Consider the following 21832-nt stretch of genomic DNA (forward strand, 5'->3'; position numbering starts at 1 on the left):
AAAACTGCGAGCTGATTTTATGAACATACACGACATTCGCGCATTGCTTGCGGCGGACACGCCAACCGTAGGAACATGGCTGCAACTGCCTTCAGCGGATGTGGCCGAGCTTATGGCGCGCGCCGGCTATGACTGGGTGGCGGTGGATATGGAGCACGGCTCCTTCAGTCGGGGCAGCCTGCCGGATATTTTCCGCGCCATAGAGTGCGGCGGCGCGGTGCCCTTCGTCCGGCTGCCACAAGCAGGAAGAACAGCCGTCAAAAACGCGCTGGAAGCAGGCGCGCAGGGGCTCATCTTTCCCATGATTGAAAGCCGCGCGCAACTTGATCAGGCGGTGGGCTGGGCCACATACCCCGGTCAGGACAACTGGCGTAAGCTTGGTGAAACCGTACAGGAATACAGGGGCGTGGGTTTTTGCCGGGCCAATGTCTTCGGCAGGCATTTTGACGGATACATGAATGACCGCGCTCCGGAAATTTTTCTGGTGGCCCAGATTGAGCACATACGGGCGATGGAACAGCTTGACGCCATTCTGACGCATCCCCGTCTGGACGCTGTCATGGTCGGCCCATATGATCTCTCCGGCAGCATGGGGCTTACGGGACGCTTTGACCACCCTGACTTTCAGACCGCCATGACGCGTATTCATGAGGCGTGCAAACGACACAAGACGAACATGGGGCTGCATATCGTTCAGCCGGACCCAAAGGAATTGGCGCGGCAGACGGCCGCAGGCGTGCGCTTCATCTCTTACGGCATTGACGGCGTGTTTTTATGGCAAGCGGCTGAACGGCCACAATCTGGAGCGTAGCCAGTGAAAATTACTGTATTCGGCGGTTCCGGCTTTCTGGGCTCGCATATCTGCGATAAACTTTCCGCAGCAGGGCATACGGTGACAATCGTTGATCTGCGCCCCTCGCCTTGGCTGCGGCCGGATCAGATCATGCTCACGGGCAATATTCTGGACGAGAAAACCGTGTCCTCCGGCGTGGACGGCGCTGATATAGTTTTTAACTACGCCGGGATAGCCGATATTGGAGAAGCGAACACACGCCCTGTGGACACGACGAAAATCAATGTGCTCGGCAATGCCATGCTGTTGGAGGCCTGCCGCAACGCGAAGGTAAAACGCTATGTGTTTGCAAGTACACTCTATGTTTATGGGAAATCCGGGGGATTTTATCGTTGCAGCAAACAGGCGTGTGAAATCTATATTGAAAATTATCAGGCCATGCACAATCTGCCGTATACCATATTACGTTACGGCTCCCTGTACGGCCCGCGCGCGGACAAACGCAACGCCATCCACCGCTTTGTCCACGAGGCGCTGACAACCGGCTGCATTACATATTACGGCTCCCCCACAGCCCTGCGTGAATACGTGCACGTTGACGACGCCTCCGCAGCCACACTGGCGGTACTGGCCTGGGAATTTGAAAATCAGAACATCATTGTTGCCGGCAATCAGCCCATGCGCGTCGAGAATCTGTTCAAGATGATAGGCGAAATGCTCAACAAAAATTTGACCGTCAACTATCAGGACGATCCCAACAGCGGGCACTATCAGATCACGCCTTACTCGTTCATGCCAAAAATAGGGCGCAAACTGACGCCGCTGCTCAGCGTGGATCTTGGACAGGGAATTCTGCGGGTCATGGAAGACGCGCACAGAGCCCTGCACCCTGAACTTCAGGCAGAGGGAGGCTATTTGCTGCCCACTGACGTTTAGGGTTTATTTATAAATGAATACTCCCCATGCACACTTTGTTTGACGCCACAGCCCAAGAAAGAGAAATGCTGAAGCTGCCGCATGAAGGCGGGTTTTAACCCTCCAGAGCGGGACAATAAATAACAAAGAGGTGTCTTCCATGAACATTGTCGCTGTCATTCCGGCGCGTATGGGATCAAGCAGGTATCCAGGCAAACCGCTCGCTCTCATCCACAATGTGCCCATGGTCGGGCATGTGGCTTTTCGCACAGCCATGAGCAAAATGCTCTCGGACACCTATGTGGCCACATGTGACGACATCATAGTGGACTATTGTAAAAACGCCGGCCTCAAATGCGTGATGACAGGCGACCATCATGTGCGCTGCTCCACGCGCACCGCTGAGGCGCTGCTCAAAATTGAGGCAACAACCGGCAAAAAAACGGATATTGTCGTTATGGTGCAGGGCGACGAGCCCATGGTTACGCCCGAGATAATTGACGCTGCCGTCGCTCCCATGCTTGACGACGATTCCATCAATGTCGTCAATCTGATGGCCGAGATGGAAACGCTTGAAGAATTTGAAGATCCCAATGAAGTCAAGGTGGTGATTGACCGTAACAGCAACGCGCTGTATTTCTCGCGCGAACCTGTGCCATCGCGTAAAAAAAGTTCGGGAAAAGTGCCCATGCGCAAACAGGTCTGCATTATTCCCTTCAGGCGCAACTATCTGTTGCGTTTTAACGGGATGGAGGAAAGCCCGCTGGAAATTTATGAATCGGTGGATATGATGCGTATTCTTGAATACGGCGAAAAAGTGCGCATGGTGCCCACAGCCTGTCGAACCTTCAGCGTGGATACGCCTGAAGATCTGGCTCGCGTGCAACGGCTTATGGAAGGGGACAAGCTGATGGAACAATACACGCGGTAGACGGAGTTTTGCAGGCGCCGCCCCGTAAAACACGCATCGCGGCAGTTCTGGAAGAGCTCTGGATCGCCTGCTTTGCCTGGCTGCCAACGTCGCTTGGTCTCGCGGCGCGCCTTGCCGCCTGGCGGCCGCTTTTCGGCGTTTGCGGTTCAGTTCGCTTCGGCACCGCCCTGACGCTGGCAGCCTGCCGCAATATGCGTCTCTCCGATGGCGTGCGCCTCGGGCGCGGTTCTTTTATCACAGCCAACAACGGCCTTCTGATTTTAGGCGAAAATGTGGCTGTTTCTCCGTGCGTGCACCTTGGCGCGGACGACGGCGTTATCGAAATCGGGGCATATACGGCAATCGGCCCCGGCACGGTGCTGCGCGCCGCCAATCACCGTTTCAGCCGGCAGCAAACGCCGATCATGCATCAGGGGCACGAGCCGGGGAAAATAATCATTGAAGAAGACGTCTGGATTGCCGCAAACTGCGTGATAACGCCCGACGTGCGCATCGGCCGGGGCGCGGTGGTGGGCGCGGGCGCTGTAGTGACGCGAGATGTGGAACCCTTTGCTATTGTCGCCGGCGTGCCGGCAAAAATGATCGGACGACGCGGCGAAAATATTTGAGGGTAGCCATGGCTCTGAAATGTCTTGTTTTTGACTGTGACGGCGTGATTCTTGACAGCGTGCCTGTCAAGACCAAGACCATTGCCCGCCTGGCGCGTCCTTACGGACAGGAAGCGGAGGAGCGCTTTGTCATGTACCACATGGCGCACGGCGGAGTCAGCCGTTATAAAAAATTCGAGTGGTTTTTTCGTGAAGTGCTTGGCCGTGAAATAGCGCCGGAGACATCGGCCGAATGGGGCCGTCGCTTTGCTGAATATGCCCTTGACGAAATCCGGCATTGCCCGCTGATTCCCGGCATGCAGGCCGTACTGGACGCCTGGCGTGACAAACTGCCCTTGTTTGTCTGTTCCGGCGCGCCGCGGAAAGAAGTACGCATGATCCTGCGCGAGCGGGAGCTTGAACACTTTTTTACAGATATTTACGGTTCGCCGCCGGCCAAGGCGCAGCTGCTTGCCGAGATCGTCGGCATAGCGGGATTGCCGCCGGAAGATATCTTGATGGTCGGCGACGCGACAACAGACCGTGATGCCGCAGAATACGCGGAAACACAGTTTTATGGCGTAGGAGATATGCTCAAAGGCGGAAATTTTCCCTGGGGCCAGGATCTCACGGCCCTGAATGACTGGATTCTGGCCCACGTCTGATGAAAACACTACTCTTGCCCATCTGCCTGTCTGTTCTCCTCTTTCTGGCGGCTTGTCGCCCTGACAACGAAGACGACCGTGCGCAACAGCAAACTTGGCAGCCGGCGCATGTTCAGTCATCGCCGCACGCGCCCGCGCCGGAAGCTGAGCCGCTGCTCTCGCCCGCAGAAAAGGCACAGGCAGCGGCACTGGTGGACTTTTACAACACTGCCGCCTCGCTGCTGGCGGAAGAACCTTATACCCTGCCGGATGCATTGCTGAATAACGCCCATGCGTATCTGCAAACATGGCGGCTTGAACCGGCGCCAAGAGTATACGCTTCCGCACGGGAGACTGCCGCCGGACGGCTTGCTCCGCCGCCGGAGATGTTTACGGCTGACGTGCGCCGCCAGCTTTTACAATATGTTAATCTCATGGGCGCGGCGCTGGAAACAATGCCGGCGGACTACCGCCTTCTTGAAAAATATGTGAGGAACGACAGCATCCGGGATGACAACGCCAGAGGCAACAAAATTATCACACGTCTTGAGATGACGCACACAGCCTTTATAAATGCCCGTGACGCTTTTTTGACCACCACGGCCGGCATGGCCGCACAGGCAGAAGCAACTCTTTTGCGCAATAACCCCTTAAAACGCCAGATTGTTGAAAGCAGAAAAATTTTTTCCCTATTCAAAACAGCCGCCGCCCTGCTGAAGCAGGAGCCACCTGACAAGGGGGCCCTGCTGCGTGTGCATGAAGATATAGAAACGGCCCTGACCGCGGCGGGGAGATCGCCTTTTCAAGGAGATACAAAAACAGAGCGGGGGTTTCGCACTTTTCTCAAAGAAGCGGCGATATTCCCTAAAGAGCTGGCGCAAGGCTTTTCCGAGGGCTTTCACAGCCGGATCAGGCACAATCTGAACACGGCCTCACATAACAGCCGCAAGACATACAACGCTTTTGTCCGGACGGCCAACCGGGAATAAACCCGGACGGCATGCGTCAATGCGCTGACATCACGCGCAGGAATACTTATAACATACTCAAGTCATATACCCCGGTAAAGCCGGGGTATATGACTTGATCAGGCGCATCTGCACGAAATTGAAGCCTGCTGCACTGTCGAATGCGGCTGATTGGAAGCGCTGGCACGCCTGCAGGCGACATTCGTCAAGGCATCTTTAAACACGAAACTTGCGGTCGACTGCGCAGCCCGGCTGCTTTGAGCTGACGCGGTCGGGCCTCGCTCCGTGCTGCTGCCCGTCAGCTTGCAAAATGCCGTTACAGCGCACGGGGAAAGGGGGCTTGCGTGCCGCTCTTGGCTGGTCTGCCTGTGGCAGAATGTTGACGCGCCGTCCTGTTCGGCCATTGCCGAACGTCTTGAGCAAGCGCGCTCTTGCCGCGCGGCTTGTCCGGTGATTTCGGGCTGGATTGCGTGCTGTAGCCGAAAAGACTTTGTTGAGCGCGTATGGACAATTTGATTGACATGTAATGGAGTCAGCCGCTATCTATTAATTATTTTTAGAAAGAAAGGCCTCATAATCATACCTTCACGGAGAATGTCATAAATGCCTTAACGGTGATTTTTGTGGCTTTATGCGTGTTTGCCATAGGATACCGTTTTTATGCTCTCTTTATTGCCAACAAAGTCCTGAACATATGGGACGCGCGGGAGACGCCCGCCGTCAAATTCGCGGACGGACACGACTATGTGCAAACAAACAAAGTTGTGCTCTTCGGCCACCATTTCGCGGCCATTGCCGCAGCCGGACCTCTGCTGGGGCGCCCGTGCTGGCGGCGCAGTTCGGTTATCTTCCCGGGCTGCTGTGGATTCTCATCGGCTGCGTACTGGCCGGCGGCGTGCACGATATGGTCGTGCTCTTCGCCTCTGTGCGCCATCGCGGGCAAAGTCTCGCGTATATCGCCACGCAGGAGATTGACAAAACCACCTACACGGTGGCGGCCACCATTCCCATCGCTGTCATCATGGGTTTGTACATGCAGATATGGCGCAAGGGCGACGTCATGGGCGCCTCTGTTATCGGCATTGTGCTGCTGTTCCTGTGCATCCTTTCCGGCCCTTGGGCGACGGCGCATCCCGAACTGTTCGGCTGGCTGGACATTGACAGAAAGCCCAAGAAGTGGAGTGCGGCCTTCCCCTAATATGCCAACGGGATGATATGGCTTGTTTCTGTCCGCTGAGCGGGAAAAGTTTTACCGACGTCCGCAGTCGCGTCCTCGGACAATAGTTCAATACGGAGGCTGTCAAGAGAAAATTTATATTTTTTTACGCGGAATTTTCTTTAGCCTTCGTCATACATCTTTACCGTCGCGCGGATGGCTTCCGCGTAAGCAAGAATGTCTTCAACCTTGCTGATGGGATATGATATTTTTTCCCTGTTTGGGCCTATCAGTTCAATAGACATTTTTTCAGGGTCATTGAAAAACAGCTTGATAATAGGGTTTCGCAGGCTGTTGTTAAGCAGGATATTGCAAAAATTGAGGTTATCCCGAAGATAGACGCGCCCTGTGTCAATAGTGCCCATAAGCAACGATTTGACAAGGTAATACGCCTGCCATTCTTCCTCTGTAGTAGTGGCCAATCTTTTTATTTCTTCCTGCTCCTGCACGCAAGTTGGACCTTCCTTTTTGGACGTTGCCGCGAGAGCGCTTTTCAGGCGTTCGTCAATCTGCTCTGTCACAAATTCGCTGAAAGCACGCTTTACATATCCGAAAAATAGATTCCGCACCTTTGGTGTCTTCCGTCTCTCATACGTCTCACGAATGAAATAATCCACAAAGCCTTCACTTGGGTCATCCATCTGCTGCGCCAACAGCCGCTTGATTTGCCTGTTAAAGCGTAACTCGTTGACAGTATCCAGTGTCGTTTTCCGGTCAAATTTTCCTTTGCAGATTTTGCGCAGCTCAGGAATGAGGATCGGGTCTATATTCTCCAGATTGAACTCCATAAATGGCACAGAATCCATTTTTTTGCCGTCATTGGTGTTGGAATAAAACAGATACCGCACTCCGTCAGTCAGGATGCCAACGCTGGAGTCCAGAGTGAGAAAGTAGCGGTGCAACTGTGCGCATGTAGAGCTGTCAAGTGCCGCTCCGCAGCATTTGCACTCAATTATAATAAGGCTTGCCATCCTGCATGATGGCGTAGTCAACTTTCTCTCCCCTCCTGCCGGCAACGTCAGCTATAAATTCAGGCATGACTTCAAGCGGGTTAAATACGTCATAGCCCAGCGCCATGATAAACGGCAAAATCAGAGCTGTTTTTGTGGCTTCCTCAGTAGTTGAGTGCCCTTAACTTTTTGAGCCCTGTCAGCAAGAGATTTAATTTCCTCTGCAAAATCCATATTTCCTTCCTCGTTGTATTATTATAATTCCCCCGCCAATAGCACAACAACAGACTGCAGTTAGTGCAACGTGCTCCATAGTCTATAATTTTACTCCAAAAATTCAAAATCCAGAAAACCTGTCAAAAGTATGCCATCCCGTGCAAAGCCTATGCCCTGCTGATCCCAAGTGTGCACTGTTGCGGCATAAAAAATGCCATGCTAGGCTTCCCCAAAATTTGGGGGCGCACATATGGCAGATTTTCTCACAGTCTATCAACATTGTCGCTGACTTCGAGAGCGACTGGTCCAATGACGCAGGCGACAATCGCGGCTTCCGACACAGGTACCCTATTTACCGAAAGGGCAGACAGGGTAGCGGCACTGTGCGCACTGCGCGCAAAAACCGCCGTGCCCCAACGCCGCCACGTCCCCGGCCGTGACAGCAAGCCCGGCCAGAAGACGCGGAACAACAAGGTCAAATATGCTGGTCTTGTGATACATGACGCAACCGGGCAGTCCGAGCACCGGCACATCGCCCTTGGGGGTCGCCACAAGCCCGAACAAAAACATGGCCCCTGGATACACGGGCGCGCCGTAAACGACAATGCGCGCACCTGCTGCACGTATGGCTGCGGGGCTACGGTCGTCCGGGTCCACCGACATGCCGCCCGTCACCACGACCATGTCCGCACCGCTACGGATGAAATTATCAATGGCGGCTGAAATCGTGGACACGTCGTCGCCTGCCATGGTCTGCTCCGTTATCTCGCTGCCGAGTTCCGCGAACTTTTCGCGCAGCACGGGGCCGAAGCCGTCCCTGATTCTGCCGTGAAAAATTTCGCTGCCTGTGATCACCATGCCCACACGCGCCACCCGCAAGGGCAGCACCTCGACAATCGGCCCTGTCGCCGCAGTTTCCACCTGACACAGCTTTTCCTCGGCGATGAGCAGCGGCACAACGTGCGCGCCGGCGACGTTCTGCCCCGCATCTGCCATCTGCAAAGAATGCAGCGTCGCCACAGTGATTTCACTGACGCCGTTCACACGGGCGAGCGCCGCCGCGTCCACCCGTAAAAGGCCCCTGCATGCGGCGGAAAAATTGATACGGCCTTCCCTCGGCGCGCCGAGGGAAATATTTTGCCCGGCCACGGCGGCTGCTATGCGCTGCGCCGCTTCATCCTCGTGCACATAGCCCGGCTGCGGCTCAAACACATACAGATGTTCCTTGCCCACGCTGAGCAGCACGGGGATGTCCTCCTCGCGCACGACATGCCCTTTGCGGAACACGGGCCCTTTGCTCTCGCCGGGCACAATTCTGGTAATGTCGTGGCAGATGACGCTGCCCACGGCGTCCCCGACACGGATTGTTTTTATAGCAGCCTGTCCGGACATGATTTCTCAAAAAATTTTAATATGATAATATCAAAGGCGACATTACACCGCAACACTTCCAAGACTTAAAAACAGAGCATATATAGACCTGCCCTCCGAGTCAAGGATTTTTGAACTGATCTAATCCGCGCTATGCCTCCCAATCAATCGACCGATCCTAAAGATCTTTGTCCTTAGCCGTGATGCCCCATGGACGGTCCGACCGTAGTTCATCAAACCCAGATTCGCTTTATATGGGCGTAAAATCGCTCCGCTGGTTTAAGAACCGGGGGTGTGCGGGCCTTGCGGCCGGACACCGGAAGGAAATATCTCCGGGATGCAAGGGCAGTGACAGCTCGATGAAGTTCAAAATCTTGCCTTCACTTTGTCCACTAAGACTGAAATCCACCTGTCCGGTGGTGAGCACGATCTGATCGGCTGCCCATCTTCGCCTGTCCTACGTCGGCCAATGCCCTGGATAACGGCCAGCGCCGCCAGAATAAGCAGCATGCGTTCAAAAGATGAGTGTTACCAGTGCAATGTCTGGAGTTTCTGCAAAAGTTCCGTCGCCTTCACCCTGCCTATGCTGGGCAGACCTTGCAAATCGTCCAGTGTGGCTGAACGCATGGCCTCCACGCTGGCAAATTTTTTCCAGAGCAGCCGCGCTGTGACCGGGCCTATGCCGGGCAGCCGCATGAGCTCGCTTGACAGGGCGGCGGCGCTGCGCGCGCGCCGATGTCGGCCAACGGCAAAGCTGTGCGCTGTGTCGCGGACATGCTGCAAAAAAAGTAGCTCCGGCGCGCCGTCTCGCAAGGACAGGGGATTTGCGCGGCCTGGAATAAAAATTCTGTCGCGCACATTTCCGGCCCGGCGGTCAGCCCGACCGTGCTCGTCGCGAGCTTTGACAATGGCCGCGAGGGGGAAAAGGGCATCCAGTCCAGCCTCTGCCAAAGCGCGTTGCACAGCGGCCAGCTGCCCGCGCCCGCCGTCAATCAGAAGCAGGTCAGGCCAAGGGGGGCCGCTGGCGAGACGGCGCGCCGCCCACGCGTGCAGGGTGGCGCAATCGTCGGCACTATCGGGCATGGCGTAGCTTCGGTATTGCGACCTTGCCGGACTGCCGTATTCAAAGACAACCAGACCAACTCTGGTTTCACGGCCGGCAGTGTGGGAGACGTCCGCGCATTCAATACGCCGCGGCGTTTCGGGTAGACGTAGTGCCCTCGCAAGACGTTCTGTCACAGGCTGTTTTTGATGGCGACGGGCTTCTTCCCGCGCGTTTGAGGCGGCAATATCCACAAGCTGATTGTCTCTGGTGTTTTGCGGGGGAACAATGCGCACCGGGCTTCCACGCTTTTCGCTCAGGCTCTGCTCCATAAGCCCGCGTTCGAAAAATTTCTCCTCAGCCGGTGTGGAAACGCCTTCAGTACCAAAGCAGTCGTTTTCCCTGTCCGGCGGCAGCCAAGGCAGGAGCACGCGCGGCGGCGGCATGAGCGTGCTATAATATTGGCCTACAAAAGACCAGAGCAGTTCCGGGGCGTCTTCAAAAGTGAGACCGGCCCAGTAAAAGCTCCTGCCGTCCGTCACGGCGCCGCCGCGCACAAAAACAATGCCGACAGCCAGCCCCGCATCCGCCGGGAATAGGCCGACCGCGTCCATGTCTCCGCCGCCGGGCAGCACGGCGGCCTGACGTTCCACAGTACGCGCCACAGCCTGAATCTGGTCGCGCAGGACGGCGGCTTTTTCAAATTCTAGGGCGTCGGCCGCCTGCGCCATTTCTTCCCGCAGCGTGCACAGCAAGGGCTCTGAGCGACCCTGCAGCAATTCACAGACTTTGTGTACGGCGTCATGATAGGCCTCGGGCGTCACAAGACCCATACAGGGCGCGGGGCACTGGCCGATATGGTGGTACAGGCAGGGCCGCACGCGGTTTTTCATGCTGCGGTCAGAGCAGCGGCGCAGGGGAAATGCCCTGTGCAGCAGCTTCCAGGTTTCACGGGCTGAAAGCGCCGACGTAAAAGGGCCGAAGCAGCGGGTGCCGTCGCGCCGGACGCGCCGCACAATTTCCAGACGCGGAAAGGGCTGTTTTACGTCAATCCGGAACATGACATACTGTTTGTCGTCGCGCAGCACAATATTGTAACGCGGACGGTGTTTTTTGATGAGGCCTGCTTCGAGGAGCAGGGCTTCCTTTTCTGTGGTGGTGGTGAGCCAGTCAAGGCTGTGCGCGTGGCTCAGGAGCGCGCGCGTTTTGGCTGACAGGCCGTCGGCGCGAAAATAGGAAAGCACGCGCCGACGCAGCACACGGGCCTTGCCCACATAAATAACGCGGCCGCGAACGTCTTTATACAGATAGACGCCGGGGGAAAGGGGAAGACTGTGCGGGTCGGGCCTGTTCATGGGAACGCCCAAGGCGGACGCCCTTGCAGGAAATGTTATTTTTCAAGCCAGATGAGCAACGCGTCCACGATCTTGCGCGCCTGATCAGCGCTTGAAATAGCGAATTTTGACTGTCTGCGGTATTCGCTGCCCGATCTTTTATAGCGCTGTATGACATATTTGTCCGGCCCGAAACTGCCGCTGTCCGGACACCATTCCTGATAACGAAAGAGAATGGTCGTCCATGCGCCTTTGCTCAAAACAGCCTTGTCAAGCTCGTTAACAAGAATCTGGCCGTTTTCTTCATACCGCACCGTAATGTCGTCTATCGTTTCAAACAAGGTGTCCTCGCAAGGCGCTTACACAGCGGTGAATGGCCAGCACACGATCCGTACTCGTTGAGCGACATAGGGCTGATCGGACCTGTCCGCCTCTCCTTTGGTGGAAATATTACTATAAGAATTTTTTTTATCATGCAAGACAGGGTAAAAGCAAAAAGTTTTACCTTTATGATGTTTTTGATATTTTTATCATGTAAAAACAATTAATTACTACAAGTCATCTCATAATCAAAATGTTTGATCTCTATAAAAATTCCAGACTTTCCTGTTTGTTTCCTTCATCAAGAAAAAAAGTTCACGGCTTAAAAACCGTTGTTTTCAGCCTTCACACGACAAAATTGACCAATGTCGAGCAATCGTTGCGGGCATAATGCCTCGCAGCCTTGTCTAAGTCCAGCCCACCCGTAAGGATTAGGGCGGACATGTCGCGTATTCTCTCTCGGCCGGCAGAAAGGGCAAAGGCATGGTGTCGCCCACCCTTAAAAATGTCATACTTTGAATAGTGGCAATCGACAGACACGTTCCGAAGGTCGAGAAGCCTATCAGGTTGTCATTGAAACGGTTTGTCTTTTCTGGACTTGGCTTTTCTGCACTTTGGCACTCCACCCTGGACAATGATTTTGTGGATGTGGACAATGAAAACTCTTGTTGCGGCGGTAGGCATAAGTCAGCGCGTTGCAAACGCGCCATTGCCGATCTCAAGAAGCCGGGCTGATGAAAGTAAAGCAACCGCGCAGGCTCAATGAACACGGCGACTATATAGGCTTGCGGGCAATCTTGGTTGTAACCGTACGTTTTTTTGAGTTTCTTGGCTTGCCCCGCTCCATAGAGAACGGGCAAGGACGACCGAAAGATTGCGCCGTAAGGTATGAAGTCTACTAGAAGCTATCTCAATAATCAAAAGGTTTAATCTCTATAAAAACTCTAGACTTTTCTGTTTGATTCCTTCATTAAAAAGAAGGAATGGATATTACCAATGAACAGTGGGGGTTACTCGCACCTTTGCTTCCCACCACACCAAAGGGTCCGAAGAGGGCAAGGCAGGTCAGTCACTAATGATCCACGTCCCATTGGCTTCCCCGATTCCAGTCGCCAGCGAGGCGAATGAATGGCGGTAGTCCCGCCTGTTCCAGCGCCCACCAAAACATCCGCCGCAAGTCCTTTGCATTTTTTTAAATAAAATAAATTCACATAAATTTGTTTCAGCGTTCAGAAATCTCTATCGGCTTGACATTAATTCGCGAGATAAAGCAATTAAATTAAAGAGATAGTGGATAAAACATAAATCATCCTTTATTTTATAAATGTTGCAAATAGCGTAATTTTAGTAGGCCATTTATCATAATAGATAAAAAACGCTGGACTTTTTAATAAAAATCTATTATATTATATATAATAGATTTTTAAAGTCACATTATGGCTAATATATTAGATATAAAACAAAATTTAATGAAGCGGATGCGGGCACGGCGACGAGAGGGTAAGATCTCGCAGTCGGTGTTGGCTGAACGCTCTGGCGTATCATTAGGGTCTATCAAACGATTTGAGGGAACAGGGGAGATTGCGCTTTCCTCGCTTTTGCGAATTGCAGTCGTGCTTGGTTATGAGGCAGATTTTGAAAAACTCTTTGAACGTAAAAATTATCAGAGTTTAGATGAGGTGATAAATGCAAAATAAGGTATTGAATATTTTATATAATGGACGGAAAGTCGGACGGCTGGCAGAAACGCCAGATAAGTTGCTTGCGTTTGAATATGAGGCGGGTTGGTTGGCTGATGGATTTTCAATATCACCATTTAAACTTCCACTGGAAAAACGGGTGTTTATAGCATCGCGAGACCCATTTGATGGTAATTTTGGGGTATTTAATGATAGTCTGCCGGACGGCTGGGGGCGATTGTTGATTGATAGAATGCTTATTAAGAAGCATATTGACCCGTTTGCTACCTCTACACTTGACAGACTGGCGATAGTCGGCACAAACGGTATGGGCGCACTGGAATACAAGCCGGAAGAGCAACTAACCAGCAACATGGCAATAGACGATTTGGATACTTTGGCACGAGAAGCCGAGGCGATATTAAATGAAAAATATGATGGCAAGTTGGAAGAGCTGGTGCGTATCGGCGGCAGTTCTGGTGGTGCGCGCCCGAAAGTTCTCATCAAAATACAAGACGAAGATTGGTTGATAAAATTCCGTGCCAGTGCCGACCCAAAGAATATTGGTAAGCAGGAGTTTGACTATATGCAGGCGGCAAAAGCGGCGGTGCTTATCATACCAGAAACGCAGTTGTTTGAGGGCAAGTATTTCGGCGTGAAACGGTTTGACCGACGTAAAAATGGCGGAAAAGTCTTTATGATGTCTGCCAGCGGTTTGTTGGACACCAGTCATCGCTTGCCAACGCTGGACTATAACAATCTCATGCACGCAACATTAAAATTGACGCGCGATTATCGCGAGGCCGAGAAAATGTTCCGCCTGATGTGTTTTAATGTGTTTGCGCATAATCGCGATGACCACGCCAAAAACTTTTCGTTCCTGTATGATGATGGGCGTTGGCAGGTATCGCCAGCCTATGACTTGGTTTATGCCGAAGGGATGGGCGGTGAACATGCCACAACAATAGACGGTGAAGGCCGCAATCCGACAGAGGGAAATATCCTATCCGTTGCTACCAAATCCGGCCTTGACCAGTGCAAAGCAAAGGAAATAATGAAAGAAGTTAAAACTGCGGTTAAGAAGGCGAAATTAACAAATTTGTAGAAGAATTTTACTACTACAAGCCATCTCATAATCAAAATGTTTAATCTCTATAAAAATTCCAGACTTTTCTGTTTGTTTCCTTCATCAAGAAAAAAGGTTCACGGCTTAAAAACCCTTGTTTTCAGCTTTCACCCGACAAAATTGACCAATGTCGAGCAATCGTTGCGGGCATAATGCCTCACAGCCCTGTCTAAGTCCAGCCCACCCGTAAGGACTAGGGCGGACCTGCCGCGTACTCTTTCTCTGGCGGCGGAAAGGGCAAAGGCATGGTATCGCCATCCCCAAATGGACATGATGAGGCGGGTGTCTCAAGGCATACACGGCGTTCACACCTCCCCGGTCACCTTCCCCAAAAAATCGGGAAAGCAGGGGAAATGAGGCCCGGCACTGGAAACAACATGCTTAAAATACATGCTGGCTGGGCTTAGCTCGGATGGGTGCCGAAGACGAGCCAACGCGGAACTTAGTTTGCCCGCAGATTACAGCCCCTACAGACATACATAGACAAAAAGCCTATCTGGTTGCCATAGTTATGGACCTTTTTCATTAACCTGCTTGAAGCATAATGGATTTGCCTTGTGCCAGCCAAGTAGCCATCAAGTAAAAAACTTGCAGCAGGATTACTTGCTCAAGATTATGATTTATCCGTGCCCGCCCCACCAAGGCATGTATTTCATACTAGTTAGGCGAGGCATCCCGTTCATAGAGGATAACTATGGCCCCATGCAGGAGCCATAGACGGTGTTATCTAAGGCAGGAAACCCCTGCTGCCTGCCCAACTTTGCAAATATCTATGGGAAATAGCTATATCAATTCACATCATTGTCAAGGCTACCGCTTGCGCCAGAGCCCTTTCCATTGCCATGCCCCCAAGCCAGCGCAAATTTCCTAAATTTGCCTGCAACCCACCGTCAGCATCCTGTTGATATGCCGTCAACACACGCAAGAACTCTATAGTCTCGCGATAATATAACGCTACAACAGCATAGCATACATCAGCATATTTTGTGCATCCGACAGCACATATTAGCATACTCTATGCTTTGCGTTTCTAGGATTGCTTTTCAATACCGGCCCATAACACACAGAGAAGCTGCCAGATTGATGGGCTTCCCTGATGATTTCCAATTTACCGGAACTAAAATTGAAATAGCCAAGCAGATAGGTAATGCCGTACCTCCGCCGTTGGCCAGAGCCGTGGCGCGGCATGTACGCAAATTGCTTGATTCATGGAGCGGATTACGTCTTTCTGTGCCGAACATCATGGCAGATATTGCAAAGCGTGACCAAGTTGCTCTCGGTGTTTGAACCGCCATCGGCGTGAGCTGTTATGTGGTGGGCTTCCAAGTAGTGGGCTTCCAAATGGCGCGAATCTGACGAGTTCCATTGATCGTGCGTCCATCCGCAATCTTTACAGATATAATGATCCCGCACCAATACAGCACGGCGCACAGCATCAGGAATTTGCCTGTCATGTTCCGACGCTTGTGGCGCTTGTCTATCTTCTTCCAAGACATAAATGCCTACAGGCAGATCCGGTCGGCCGTTGGTATGCGTTACGATGGGCCAGCCCATTTCCGTCATTCAGTCTGATTACCGGCCACATATCGCAATTCTTCTCCGGTGATTTCCTGGCCGACGTTTTGGCGAAGGAATTTTAGAATTTTATCACGCATGCCCATACGCTCTTTTCGTATCCCGTTGGCGAGATTCCAACGGAAAGCGGCATCCCGATCTTCTTTATCGGACAGCAAAATGTATTGATCCAGTTTGATGCGTGGATGATCCTCGCCGAACAGAGCGGAAATATCCTCTTGATCCATATTTTTAACTGTAACACCACATTGAACTCTCAATTCTCTGATACGTCTTGCATATTCTGAAATCCCGGCTACGACCATCAATTCTTCGCCAGTAATGATTAAGTCCGGGATATTTTCTCAAATAAGCGAGAATACGGCTCTGCGCACTGTTACCGTCTGATCCTTGGATTAATGAGCTGCCAATATTTTGCAATAAATCGATAGCAGGAACAAGTTGCAGTACTTGTTCCCGTAATTCACTACTTTTCAAATGTTCTTCAAAATTTTCAAGAAGCTCAATAAGCTGTAAGCGGTATTTCTCCGGATTTCCCGGCCTCGGATGCTTTGCCATTATGATAGGCTCGCAGTATCGTGCAAAAATGTCGACAGTCGTTGTTTCAATATTGCTGTATCCTTCATTTCACACTGCCAAATTATCAGACAACGATAGCCTAACTTCGCCAAATCGGCAAGGTTTTGAGCGTCACGCTCTTTGTTGCTGCTTATTTTTGTACGCCAGAAATCCGCTCTGGTTGTTGGGATTGTCGCCCGCTTGCACCCTTCATGCCCATGCCAAAAACAACCATGTACAAAGATAAGGCTTTTATAGCGCGGCAACACGATGTCCGGGCTACCAGGGAGCTTTTTCACATGCAGTCGAAATCGAAATCCCATCCCATGCAATACACTGCGCACCAGTTTTTCAGGCTTGGTGTTTTTGCCTTTGATGTTGGCCATATTGCGGCTGCGTGTTTCCCTGCTTATTTTGTCCATATGATAAAAATAATCCACCTCTGGTCGATTGCCAACAGCTTTCTGCGCCGAGAAAAATAAAGCACAAACCGTTGAGGGCTTTCCTTGGGTCTTGAGTTTTTTTCTTGCGCGTTGAGCCTTGGCGAAGAAGCTACCCCGTAGGGCAGGATAGGAAACGGCCATAAAAGTGGGCATGTTTCCTCTGTCCTGTCCTCTCAATCCAACATATATAGCAGCATTGGGAAATATTCATAGAAACGCACAAGCATGGAGAATGTTAAGATGCGTTAGCGGATGCACAAAATATGCGAGTAAATTTTATTATTTTGTATCGCTCTATTATCGCGATACTATAAGATGATAAAATATGCTTGCTGTATATCAATACATGCTAATGCGTGTTGCAGGCAGATACAAAAAATTTATTCCTGAATTAGGCTGCCCGTCCTGATGGGTTCATAAAAAAGGGCAGAACATTACGGAATATATGCCGTAATTCCTGCCTTGCTGTTTTCAAGTGCGCCTATTTGCTTGGCTGGTTAAAAAATGTTGGGCTGAGCAATAATATTCATATCATTTCTCCTTGTTGTTACGGTTGCCAAGAGTTTGTACCAAAGCCGCGATGTCCTCCGCTCTCCAAGCGGTGGTGCGCAGGCCGAGTTTGACCGGTTCAGGGTAGCGACCTGTTTTGCATCCTTCCCACCATGAGCTTTTGCTGATGGGGAGAATGTCCAGGATTTGCCGCAAGCGGAGAAAACCGGTCGCGGGTATGACTGTGGACATAAAAAATCTCCTTCCGATAAAAGTATGGACTATCGGAAGGATATCAGTTTCTACAGCCCTGAGAATGTCTTTATGACCGGCATATCAAATAGTTACGCTGTCATTTGGACCGGTTTGACCGGAATATACTTGAATGGTTGATTTTTTTGGGGAAAAGTTTTTGAAAAATTGTTTGATGGTGTTGAATCGGAATATGATATGCCCTCTGTGTTTCTCCGTGTGGTTGAGGGTCTGATTTTCATACCATTCCATAGCTATATTCTGGAAAGAATTGGCTTCATCCGCAAGTCTGGCGGCGCGGAGATTCTTTTTGTGCAATCTTGGGTCAATGTCATCGGCAAGCAGTTTCTTGGCCTCGTCGCGCCGTTCCCGCGCTGATTTCAGGGATACTGTGGGGTATTCCCCAAAACTGAGCAGCTTGCTTTTTTTGTTATACCTGTATGCCATTCGCCACAGTTTGCTGCCGGTGACAGGCACGAAAAGGAAAAGCCCGCCGCCGTCAAAATACTTTTCGGGCGTTTCAGCGGCTTTCAGACTTTTAATGAGGGTATCGTTCAGCATGGTTGCTCCTCCCTTGAAGGTCATGCGCCGGCGATACCTACATTGCAATCTTTTCCTGTTATTTATAGAGCTTGATAGAGTAGGTATCAAAGTTTTTCCGGCGTTCGATACCTATAAATATACCTACAAAACTGCCGGATGCAAGGGGTCAAAGCTGGACTTTGGGGAACATAACTAAGCCAGAAAAGCAAGAACACCAAAGGCTTTTCAGACTTTGGCGTTCTTCGTTATACCTAAATTTGGCGTCCCCCAAGGGATTTGAACCGCTGCTGACGGCGTGAAAGGCCGTTGTCCTGGGCCGACTAGACGATGGGGACGAGAGTGGCTGGGCTGCAAGGATGGACAGACCTTTGTTTAGCTCCGTTCAATCATGATCTCTCTAAGACTTTTAATATTGGAAGTTTGATCGATATGTTAACCGGTTATAAAATTTGACAAGCAGATTATAAGCAGTTACAAAAAACATAAGCATGAAAGAAAGTCTATCAAGGTAGGTACTATGATTTACATTCGCAACTTATTCATATTGTTTGTTCTTATCTGTTTTGCGCTCGCATTACCCGTAATATCCGATGCGGCCCTTCGCAAAGATATAAGCACAAAAAGTTACACGGTTAAAAAACATAAATCAACAAATGTCGCAAAAAGCGATTCCACAAAACATAACGTCAAGGGCAAGTCCACCGCAGCAAATAGTAAAAGCAAGAGTGTTGCCAAAGATTCCATGAGCAGGACTGACAGCCGCGAGGTTTGGTTTAGGCGCGCCAAAGAAAATGGCGAATTGCTGGCGGGCATGGCCACTTGGTACGGCGGCAAGGCGCACGGTGGTCCGACAGCCAGCGGACTGGACTATGACATGTTTACTTTTACCGCGGCCCACCGCACCCTGCCCATAGGCACGGTTGTGAAAGTGACTGATCAGGACAACGGCAAAAGTGTCATTGTGTGTATCACGGATCGCGGCCCCTACTGGCGCGGTCGTATTATTGATCTCTCCTACGCGGCGGCGCTTCAGCTTGATTTGAGCAATCGCGGCGTTGGCAGGGTGAATCTGAACGTTATCAGTGATGAGCATGGTACGCCGCTGAACGCTGATGAGGCCTTTTATGTGCGCTACAGCAACGCCAGAGATTCTGAAATGGCCGGACCCTTTAGGGCATTTGCTGACGCTGCTGTCTTGCACGAGGCTTTGCGTCAGGCACACCCCGAGGCTGAAGTTGTCATAGGCGAGAACAAATAAAAATCTGACTCATTATGAATGCCGTTTCGCATGTCGTTGTTGTGTATGTATTGTCCTGTATTGTGCTCCTGCTTTTGGTTGCATCGGTAAAGCTGCAGAGGTTCCTCCAAAGCAGGACGCCCCTTTCATATCCACGCAAACAGGCACCGCATTGACCCTTGTCGGACAGAATGGATTTTCTCAGAAAGTGGTTACGATTTTTGCTCGTAACCACTTAAATTTTCTGGTGTCCCCAAGCGGATTTGAACCGCTGTTGACGGCGTGAAAGGCCGTTGTCCTGGGCCGACTAGACGATGGGGACGCGAGTGGCTGGGCTGCAAGGACTCGAACCTTGATTAGCGGAGCCAGAATCCGCCGTCCTGCCAATTGAACGACAGCCCAAAGCACAATTTGTAAAAAATAGTAGTTATGCTGCCTTTTTGCGACGTCCGCACAGGTTGACTGACGTTGTTGTGGTGACACTTGCATAGCCTTCTCAAGATTTTTTAACCTGTCTGTGCTCCTGCTGTCAAGATTACGCCTGTTTCGAGAGATTCACTTTTTCAATAATTTGCTTGATGCCTGTAATCAATTATTTTTATTTAATAAAATATTAAAAATCATCACGAAGGTGAAATGTTCCCTGTTCGGTTTGTGCCATATCCCCTCTCAAAAAAGCGGTTGCAGCAAAAAATAGAGCTACAATGATGTCAGCCAGAGTTCTGTTGCGTCAATAAGACTTTTTGGAGTAGATGCGCCGGCAGTTAGGCCTACGCGCGTTTTCTGTAAAAATTTTTTTGCGTCAAGCTCGTCAGCGCTTTCTACAAGAAAGGTTTCAATACCGCTCAGCGCAGCCACGTCGACAAGACGGCGCGTGTTGCCGCTCTGTCTGCCGCCCACAACCACCATAACATCCACGTTTGCTGCTATGGCACGCGCTTCTTCCTGACGGCTGCTGGTTGCGTCACAGATGGTGGAGAGCACCACAAGATCAGGAAAACGCGCGCGTAATATCCGTTCCAGTTGTATAAACGTATTGCAATCCTGTGTGGTTTGTGAAGCGAGCACACAGTGGGGGCGTGTTCCAAAGCAAAGGGGCTCAAGTTCTTCCCGGTTGCTGAAAACATGCGCCGTGGCATGGGTATAAGAAATAAGGCCACGCACCTCCGGGTGTTCCGCTTCGCCGAACAGCAACAGGCTCGCGCCATGCCGTGTAGCTCGCGCAATGGACAATTGCGCTTTTTTTACTCTGGGGCAGGTGGCGTCCACCACAATCGCGCCGCGCGCACGCGCGGCGGCTTCGTCCTGCAGGGGAAGGCCGTGGGCCCGAATGATTACTCGGTCGCCGAACCGCAGTTGTGAGGCATCCCGGACGCAAACAACGCCCTGTGCTTCATATGCCGCGAGCACTTGAGGGTTGTGTATAATAGGCCCGAGAGTGCATATCCTGTTTTTTTCGTGCAGGGTGCTGTCCAGTGTTTGCAGGGCGAGGGAAACGCCCATGCAGAAACCAGCGGTTTTAGCTCGTATGACGTTCATGTGCATTTTCCTGTTGTTCAACAGCAGGCCAAAAGAAGTTCAACGCCCTGTCAAGCTCCCGCCAGTCGCTGCAGCGACAAAGCCTGTCGCACAACGTGCGCGCGCCGGGCAGAGCGCGAACATAGCGGGGAATCACTGTTCGCATTTTCAGCAGAGCTGCCTTGCCGGGACTGAGTCGGCGCGCAAGGGTTATATGGCGCACAATCAAGGCGCGCAAGCGCCCGGCGTCCGGGTTGCGGGGGGGGCAACCCCGAAAAAGCGCGAGGTGATCTGCAAAAACAGCGGGGTTGTGCATTGCCCCCCGCGCGTACATAACACCGGCAACGCCGCTGTGTTCAAGGCAGCGTATGCCGTCTTCAGCGGAAAACAGGTCGCCGCTTGCCAGCAGCGGCAGAGAGAGACGTTGTGCAAGTTTTGCCAGAACGGTATGGTTCATCGTGCCGCCAAAGCCCTGTTTCGCCGTTCGCGGATGCAGAGTAATCCATCCGGCACCCATGTCTTCGAGGCGCAGAACAAAATCAACAAGTCCGCTCAAGGGCGGCTGGTCGGTGCCGAGGCCAAGCCGCAACTTGAAACCGACCTTGCTTTTCCCTGCGGCTGTCAGCATGGCTTTTGCAGCACGGAGGGCATTGTCCGGATTGCCAAGCATAGCAGCCCCGGCACCCTGACGCAGCACTTTGGGCACAGAACATCCCATATTCAGGTCAAACCAGTTGTAGCCGGATTCACACAACAGAGTGACTGCCCGAAGTAAAAAATCCGCTTCCGCGCCGAAAAGCTGCACAACCAGAGGCCGGTCTTCCGGCAGTGTGGCCAGCAGGTCATGCGTACCGGGGTTTCCGTAGACAAGCCCCTTGGCGCTGACCATCTCCGTCGCGCACACTGCCGCGCCGTATTCCCGACAAAGCAAACGAAAGGGCAGGTCGCTGAAGCCGGCCAGCGGCGCCAGCCAGGGCTTGTCTCGTCCTGTCGGCAGGCTTGCGTCAGGGGAAGGGGACATTTTATTGTCCCATTTTGAGAGGGTCAAAACCCCATTTCTTTTTCTTGAGCTGTGGAGCCAAACAAAGTGTGAGTGGGGTAAAAACTTTCATTTTGCAACGGCG

Annotated in this window: 23 protein-coding genes, 3 tRNA genes and 1 pseudogene; 11 read left to right on the forward strand and 16 right to left on the reverse strand. The window is 51.9% G+C overall.

Going from position 1 to position 21832, the window contains the following annotated elements:
- Positions 1–19: 19 nt before the first annotated feature.
- The 6 genes from RSDT_RS03765 (at position 20) to RSDT_RS03790 (ending at position 4859) form a co-directional block, all read left to right on the forward strand.
- On the forward strand, positions 20–811 hold the full coding sequence (locus tag RSDT_RS03765; RefSeq protein WP_096399619.1) for an HpcH/HpaI aldolase family protein: 792 nt from the start codon (positions 20–22) through the stop codon (positions 809–811).
- A gap of 3 nt (positions 812–814) precedes the next feature.
- Positions 815–1729 carry an NAD-dependent epimerase/dehydratase family protein gene (locus RSDT_RS03770; protein WP_096399620.1) on the forward strand — a complete coding sequence of 305 codons (915 nt, stop codon included), beginning with the start codon at positions 815–817 and terminating at the stop codon, positions 1727–1729.
- Between the two features lie 139 nt (positions 1730–1868).
- Positions 1869–2639, forward strand: a complete 771-nt coding sequence (locus tag RSDT_RS03775; RefSeq protein WP_096399621.1) for a 3-deoxy-manno-octulosonate cytidylyltransferase — start codon at positions 1869–1871, stop codon at positions 2637–2639.
- Positions 2640–2647: 8 nt separating this feature from the next.
- Entirely contained in the window at positions 2648–3247 is a 600-nt protein-coding gene (locus tag RSDT_RS03780; protein ID WP_231941761.1) for an acyltransferase, read from the forward strand.
- An 8-nt stretch (positions 3248–3255) separates the two neighbouring features.
- The gene (locus RSDT_RS03785; protein ID WP_096399622.1) at positions 3256–3891 is read left to right on the forward strand and encodes an HAD family hydrolase; all 636 of its coding nucleotides are present in this window, start codon (positions 3256–3258) and stop codon (positions 3889–3891) included.
- A complete protein-coding gene (locus RSDT_RS03790; RefSeq protein ID WP_096399623.1) occupies positions 3891–4859 on the forward strand; it encodes a hypothetical protein in 969 nt (322 codons plus the stop codon). Before RSDT_RS03785 ends, RSDT_RS03790 begins: the two co-directional genes overlap by 1 nt.
- 295 nt (positions 4860–5154) lie before the next feature.
- Here the strand turns inward: RSDT_RS03790 and RSDT_RS06935 are convergent, their stop codons facing one another.
- The gene (locus tag RSDT_RS06935) at positions 5155–5361 is read right to left on the reverse strand and encodes a hypothetical protein (RefSeq protein ID WP_145954806.1); all 207 of its coding nucleotides are present in this window, start codon (positions 5359–5361) and stop codon (positions 5155–5157) included.
- Positions 5362–5437: 76 nt separating this feature from the next.
- Between RSDT_RS06935 and RSDT_RS03800 the strand changes: the two are divergent.
- Positions 5438–6003, forward strand: a pseudogene (locus tag RSDT_RS03800) (carbon starvation CstA family protein); the annotation flags it as partial.
- A gap of 173 nt (positions 6004–6176) precedes the next feature.
- On the opposite strand, the gene RSDT_RS03805 reads toward RSDT_RS03800, so the two are convergent.
- From RSDT_RS03805 to RSDT_RS03820, 5 genes are all read right to left on the reverse strand, one after another.
- Positions 6177–6956 (reverse strand): hypothetical protein, encoded by a 780-nt coding sequence (locus RSDT_RS03805; protein WP_145954807.1) that lies wholly within the window; start codon positions 6954–6956, stop codon positions 6177–6179.
- A gap of 46 nt (positions 6957–7002) precedes the next feature.
- Positions 7003–7131 carry a hypothetical protein gene (locus RSDT_RS07685; RefSeq protein WP_269457524.1) on the reverse strand — a complete coding sequence of 43 codons (129 nt, stop codon included), beginning with the start codon at positions 7129–7131 and terminating at the stop codon, positions 7003–7005.
- 437 nt (positions 7132–7568) lie between these two features.
- A complete protein-coding gene (locus RSDT_RS03810) occupies positions 7569–8612 on the reverse strand; it encodes a molybdopterin-binding protein (protein WP_096399626.1) in 1044 nt (347 codons plus the stop codon).
- A gap of 507 nt (positions 8613–9119) precedes the next feature.
- Positions 9120–10988, reverse strand: a complete 1869-nt coding sequence (uvrC, locus tag RSDT_RS03815; protein ID WP_096399627.1) for an excinuclease ABC subunit UvrC — start codon at positions 10986–10988, stop codon at positions 9120–9122.
- A 35-nt stretch (positions 10989–11023) separates the two neighbouring features.
- Positions 11024–11308 (reverse strand): hypothetical protein, encoded by a 285-nt coding sequence (locus RSDT_RS03820; RefSeq protein ID WP_096399628.1) that lies wholly within the window; start codon positions 11306–11308, stop codon positions 11024–11026.
- 1416 nt (positions 11309–12724) lie between these two features.
- On the opposite strand from RSDT_RS03820, the gene RSDT_RS03825 reads away from it, so the two are divergent.
- The 3 genes from RSDT_RS03825 to RSDT_RS03840 all read left to right on the forward strand — a co-directional run bounded on the left by RSDT_RS03825 (position 12725) and on the right by RSDT_RS03840 (position 15380).
- Positions 12725–12985, forward strand: a complete 261-nt coding sequence (locus RSDT_RS03825) for a helix-turn-helix domain-containing protein (protein WP_096399629.1) — start codon at positions 12725–12727, stop codon at positions 12983–12985.
- Positions 12975–14072, forward strand: coding sequence for a type II toxin-antitoxin system HipA family toxin (locus RSDT_RS03830; RefSeq protein ID WP_096399630.1), 1098 nt, complete (start codon positions 12975–12977; stop codon positions 14070–14072). The genes RSDT_RS03825 and RSDT_RS03830 overlap by 11 nt, the downstream gene beginning before the upstream one ends.
- A gap of 1038 nt (positions 14073–15110) precedes the next feature.
- Positions 15111–15380 carry a DNA cytosine methyltransferase gene (locus RSDT_RS03840; RefSeq protein WP_096399632.1) on the forward strand — a complete coding sequence of 90 codons (270 nt, stop codon included), beginning with the start codon at positions 15111–15113 and terminating at the stop codon, positions 15378–15380.
- Here RSDT_RS03840 and RSDT_RS07870 read toward each other — a convergent pair.
- From RSDT_RS07870 to RSDT_RS03865, 6 genes are all read right to left on the reverse strand, one after another.
- Positions 15312–15656, reverse strand: coding sequence for an HNH endonuclease (locus RSDT_RS07870; RefSeq protein WP_197702086.1), 345 nt, complete (start codon positions 15654–15656; stop codon positions 15312–15314). The genes RSDT_RS03840 and RSDT_RS07870 overlap by 69 nt on opposite strands.
- A complete protein-coding gene (locus RSDT_RS07170; protein WP_197702087.1) occupies positions 15653–15976 on the reverse strand; it encodes a hypothetical protein in 324 nt (107 codons plus the stop codon). Before RSDT_RS07170 ends, RSDT_RS07870 begins: the two co-directional genes overlap by 4 nt.
- Positions 15977–16225: 249 nt before the next feature.
- The gene (locus RSDT_RS03850) at positions 16226–16822 is read right to left on the reverse strand and encodes a very short patch repair endonuclease (RefSeq protein ID WP_231941763.1); all 597 of its coding nucleotides are present in this window, start codon (positions 16820–16822) and stop codon (positions 16226–16228) included.
- A 378-nt stretch (positions 16823–17200) separates the two neighbouring features.
- Entirely contained in the window at positions 17201–17410 is a 210-nt protein-coding gene (locus RSDT_RS03855) for a helix-turn-helix transcriptional regulator (protein WP_096399633.1), read from the reverse strand.
- 84 nt (positions 17411–17494) lie between these two features.
- Entirely contained in the window at positions 17495–17971 is a 477-nt protein-coding gene (locus tag RSDT_RS03860; protein WP_096399634.1) for a tyrosine-type recombinase/integrase, read from the reverse strand.
- A gap of 240 nt (positions 17972–18211) precedes the next feature.
- Positions 18212–18288, reverse strand: a tRNA-Glu gene (locus tag RSDT_RS03865).
- Positions 18289–18695: 407 nt separating this feature from the next.
- On the opposite strand from RSDT_RS03865, the gene RSDT_RS03870 reads away from it, so the two are divergent.
- The gene (locus RSDT_RS03870) at positions 18696–19211 is read left to right on the forward strand and encodes a septal ring lytic transglycosylase RlpA family protein (protein ID WP_231941765.1); all 516 of its coding nucleotides are present in this window, start codon (positions 18696–18698) and stop codon (positions 19209–19211) included.
- Between the two features lie 224 nt (positions 19212–19435).
- On the opposite strand, the gene RSDT_RS03875 is transcribed toward RSDT_RS03870, so the two are convergent.
- The 4 genes from RSDT_RS03875 to RSDT_RS03890 form a co-directional block, all read right to left on the reverse strand.
- Positions 19436–19512: transfer RNA gene (locus RSDT_RS03875), tRNA-Glu, on the reverse strand.
- A gap of 5 nt (positions 19513–19517) precedes the next feature.
- Positions 19518–19592, reverse strand: a tRNA-Gln gene (locus RSDT_RS03880).
- Between the two features lie 297 nt (positions 19593–19889).
- The gene (ispH, locus tag RSDT_RS03885) at positions 19890–20729 is read right to left on the reverse strand and encodes a 4-hydroxy-3-methylbut-2-enyl diphosphate reductase (RefSeq protein WP_096399636.1); all 840 of its coding nucleotides are present in this window, start codon (positions 20727–20729) and stop codon (positions 19890–19892) included.
- Positions 20710–21729: a tRNA dihydrouridine synthase gene (locus RSDT_RS03890; protein WP_096399637.1), complete on the reverse strand. Its 1020-nt coding sequence runs from the start codon at positions 21727–21729 to the stop codon at positions 20710–20712. Before RSDT_RS03890 ends, ispH begins: the two co-directional genes overlap by 20 nt.
- Positions 21730–21832 lie beyond the last annotated feature (103 nt).

This window comes from Candidatus Desulfovibrio trichonymphae (assembly GCF_002355955.1).
Lineage (GTDB): Bacteria > Desulfobacterota > Desulfovibrionia > Desulfovibrionales > Desulfovibrionaceae > Desulfovibrio > Desulfovibrio trichonymphae.

Coding starts and splice junctions, on each gene's coding strand:
- RSDT_RS03765 (WP_096399619.1), top strand. CDS start 20: ATGAACATACACGACATTCGCGCATTGCTTGCGGCGGACACGCCAACC.
- RSDT_RS03775 (WP_096399621.1), top strand. CDS start 1,869: ATGAACATTGTCGCTGTCATTCCGGCGCGTATGGGATCAAGCAGGTAT.
- RSDT_RS03785 (WP_096399622.1), top strand. CDS start 3,256: ATGGCTCTGAAATGTCTTGTTTTTGACTGTGACGGCGTGATTCTTGAC.
- RSDT_RS03790 (WP_096399623.1), top strand. CDS start 3,891: ATGAAAACACTACTCTTGCCCATCTGCCTGTCTGTTCTCCTCTTTCTG.
- RSDT_RS06935 (WP_145954806.1), bottom strand. CDS start 5,361: ATGTCAATCAAATTGTCCATACGCGCTCAACAAAGTCTTTTCGGCTAC.
- RSDT_RS07685 (WP_269457524.1), bottom strand. CDS start 7,131: ATGGCGCTGGGCTATGACGTATTTAACCCGCTTGAAGTCATGCCTGAA.
- RSDT_RS03810 (WP_096399626.1), bottom strand. CDS start 8,612: ATGTCCGGACAGGCTGCTATAAAAACAATCCGTGTCGGGGACGCCGTG.
- uvrC (WP_096399627.1), bottom strand. CDS start 10,988: ATGAACAGGCCCGACCCGCACAGTCTTCCCCTTTCCCCCGGCGTCTAT.
- RSDT_RS03825 (WP_096399629.1), top strand. CDS start 12,725: ATGGCTAATATATTAGATATAAAACAAAATTTAATGAAGCGGATGCGG.
- RSDT_RS03830 (WP_096399630.1), top strand. CDS start 12,975: ATGCAAAATAAGGTATTGAATATTTTATATAATGGACGGAAAGTCGGA.
- RSDT_RS03840 (WP_096399632.1), top strand. CDS start 15,111: ATGCTTTGCGTTTCTAGGATTGCTTTTCAATACCGGCCCATAACACAC.
- RSDT_RS07870 (WP_197702086.1), bottom strand. CDS start 15,656: ATGACGGAAATGGGCTGGCCCATCGTAACGCATACCAACGGCCGACCG.
- RSDT_RS03850 (WP_231941763.1), bottom strand. CDS start 16,822: ATGCCCACTTTTATGGCCGTTTCCTATCCTGCCCTACGGGGTAGCTTC.
- RSDT_RS03855 (WP_096399633.1), bottom strand. CDS start 17,410: ATGTCCACAGTCATACCCGCGACCGGTTTTCTCCGCTTGCGGCAAATC.
- RSDT_RS03860 (WP_096399634.1), bottom strand. CDS start 17,971: ATGCTGAACGATACCCTCATTAAAAGTCTGAAAGCCGCTGAAACGCCC.
- RSDT_RS03870 (WP_231941765.1), top strand. CDS start 18,696: ATGAGCAGGACTGACAGCCGCGAGGTTTGGTTTAGGCGCGCCAAAGAA.
- ispH (WP_096399636.1), bottom strand. CDS start 20,729: ATGAACGTCATACGAGCTAAAACCGCTGGTTTCTGCATGGGCGTTTCC.
- RSDT_RS03890 (WP_096399637.1), bottom strand. CDS start 21,729: ATGTCCCCTTCCCCTGACGCAAGCCTGCCGACAGGACGAGACAAGCCC.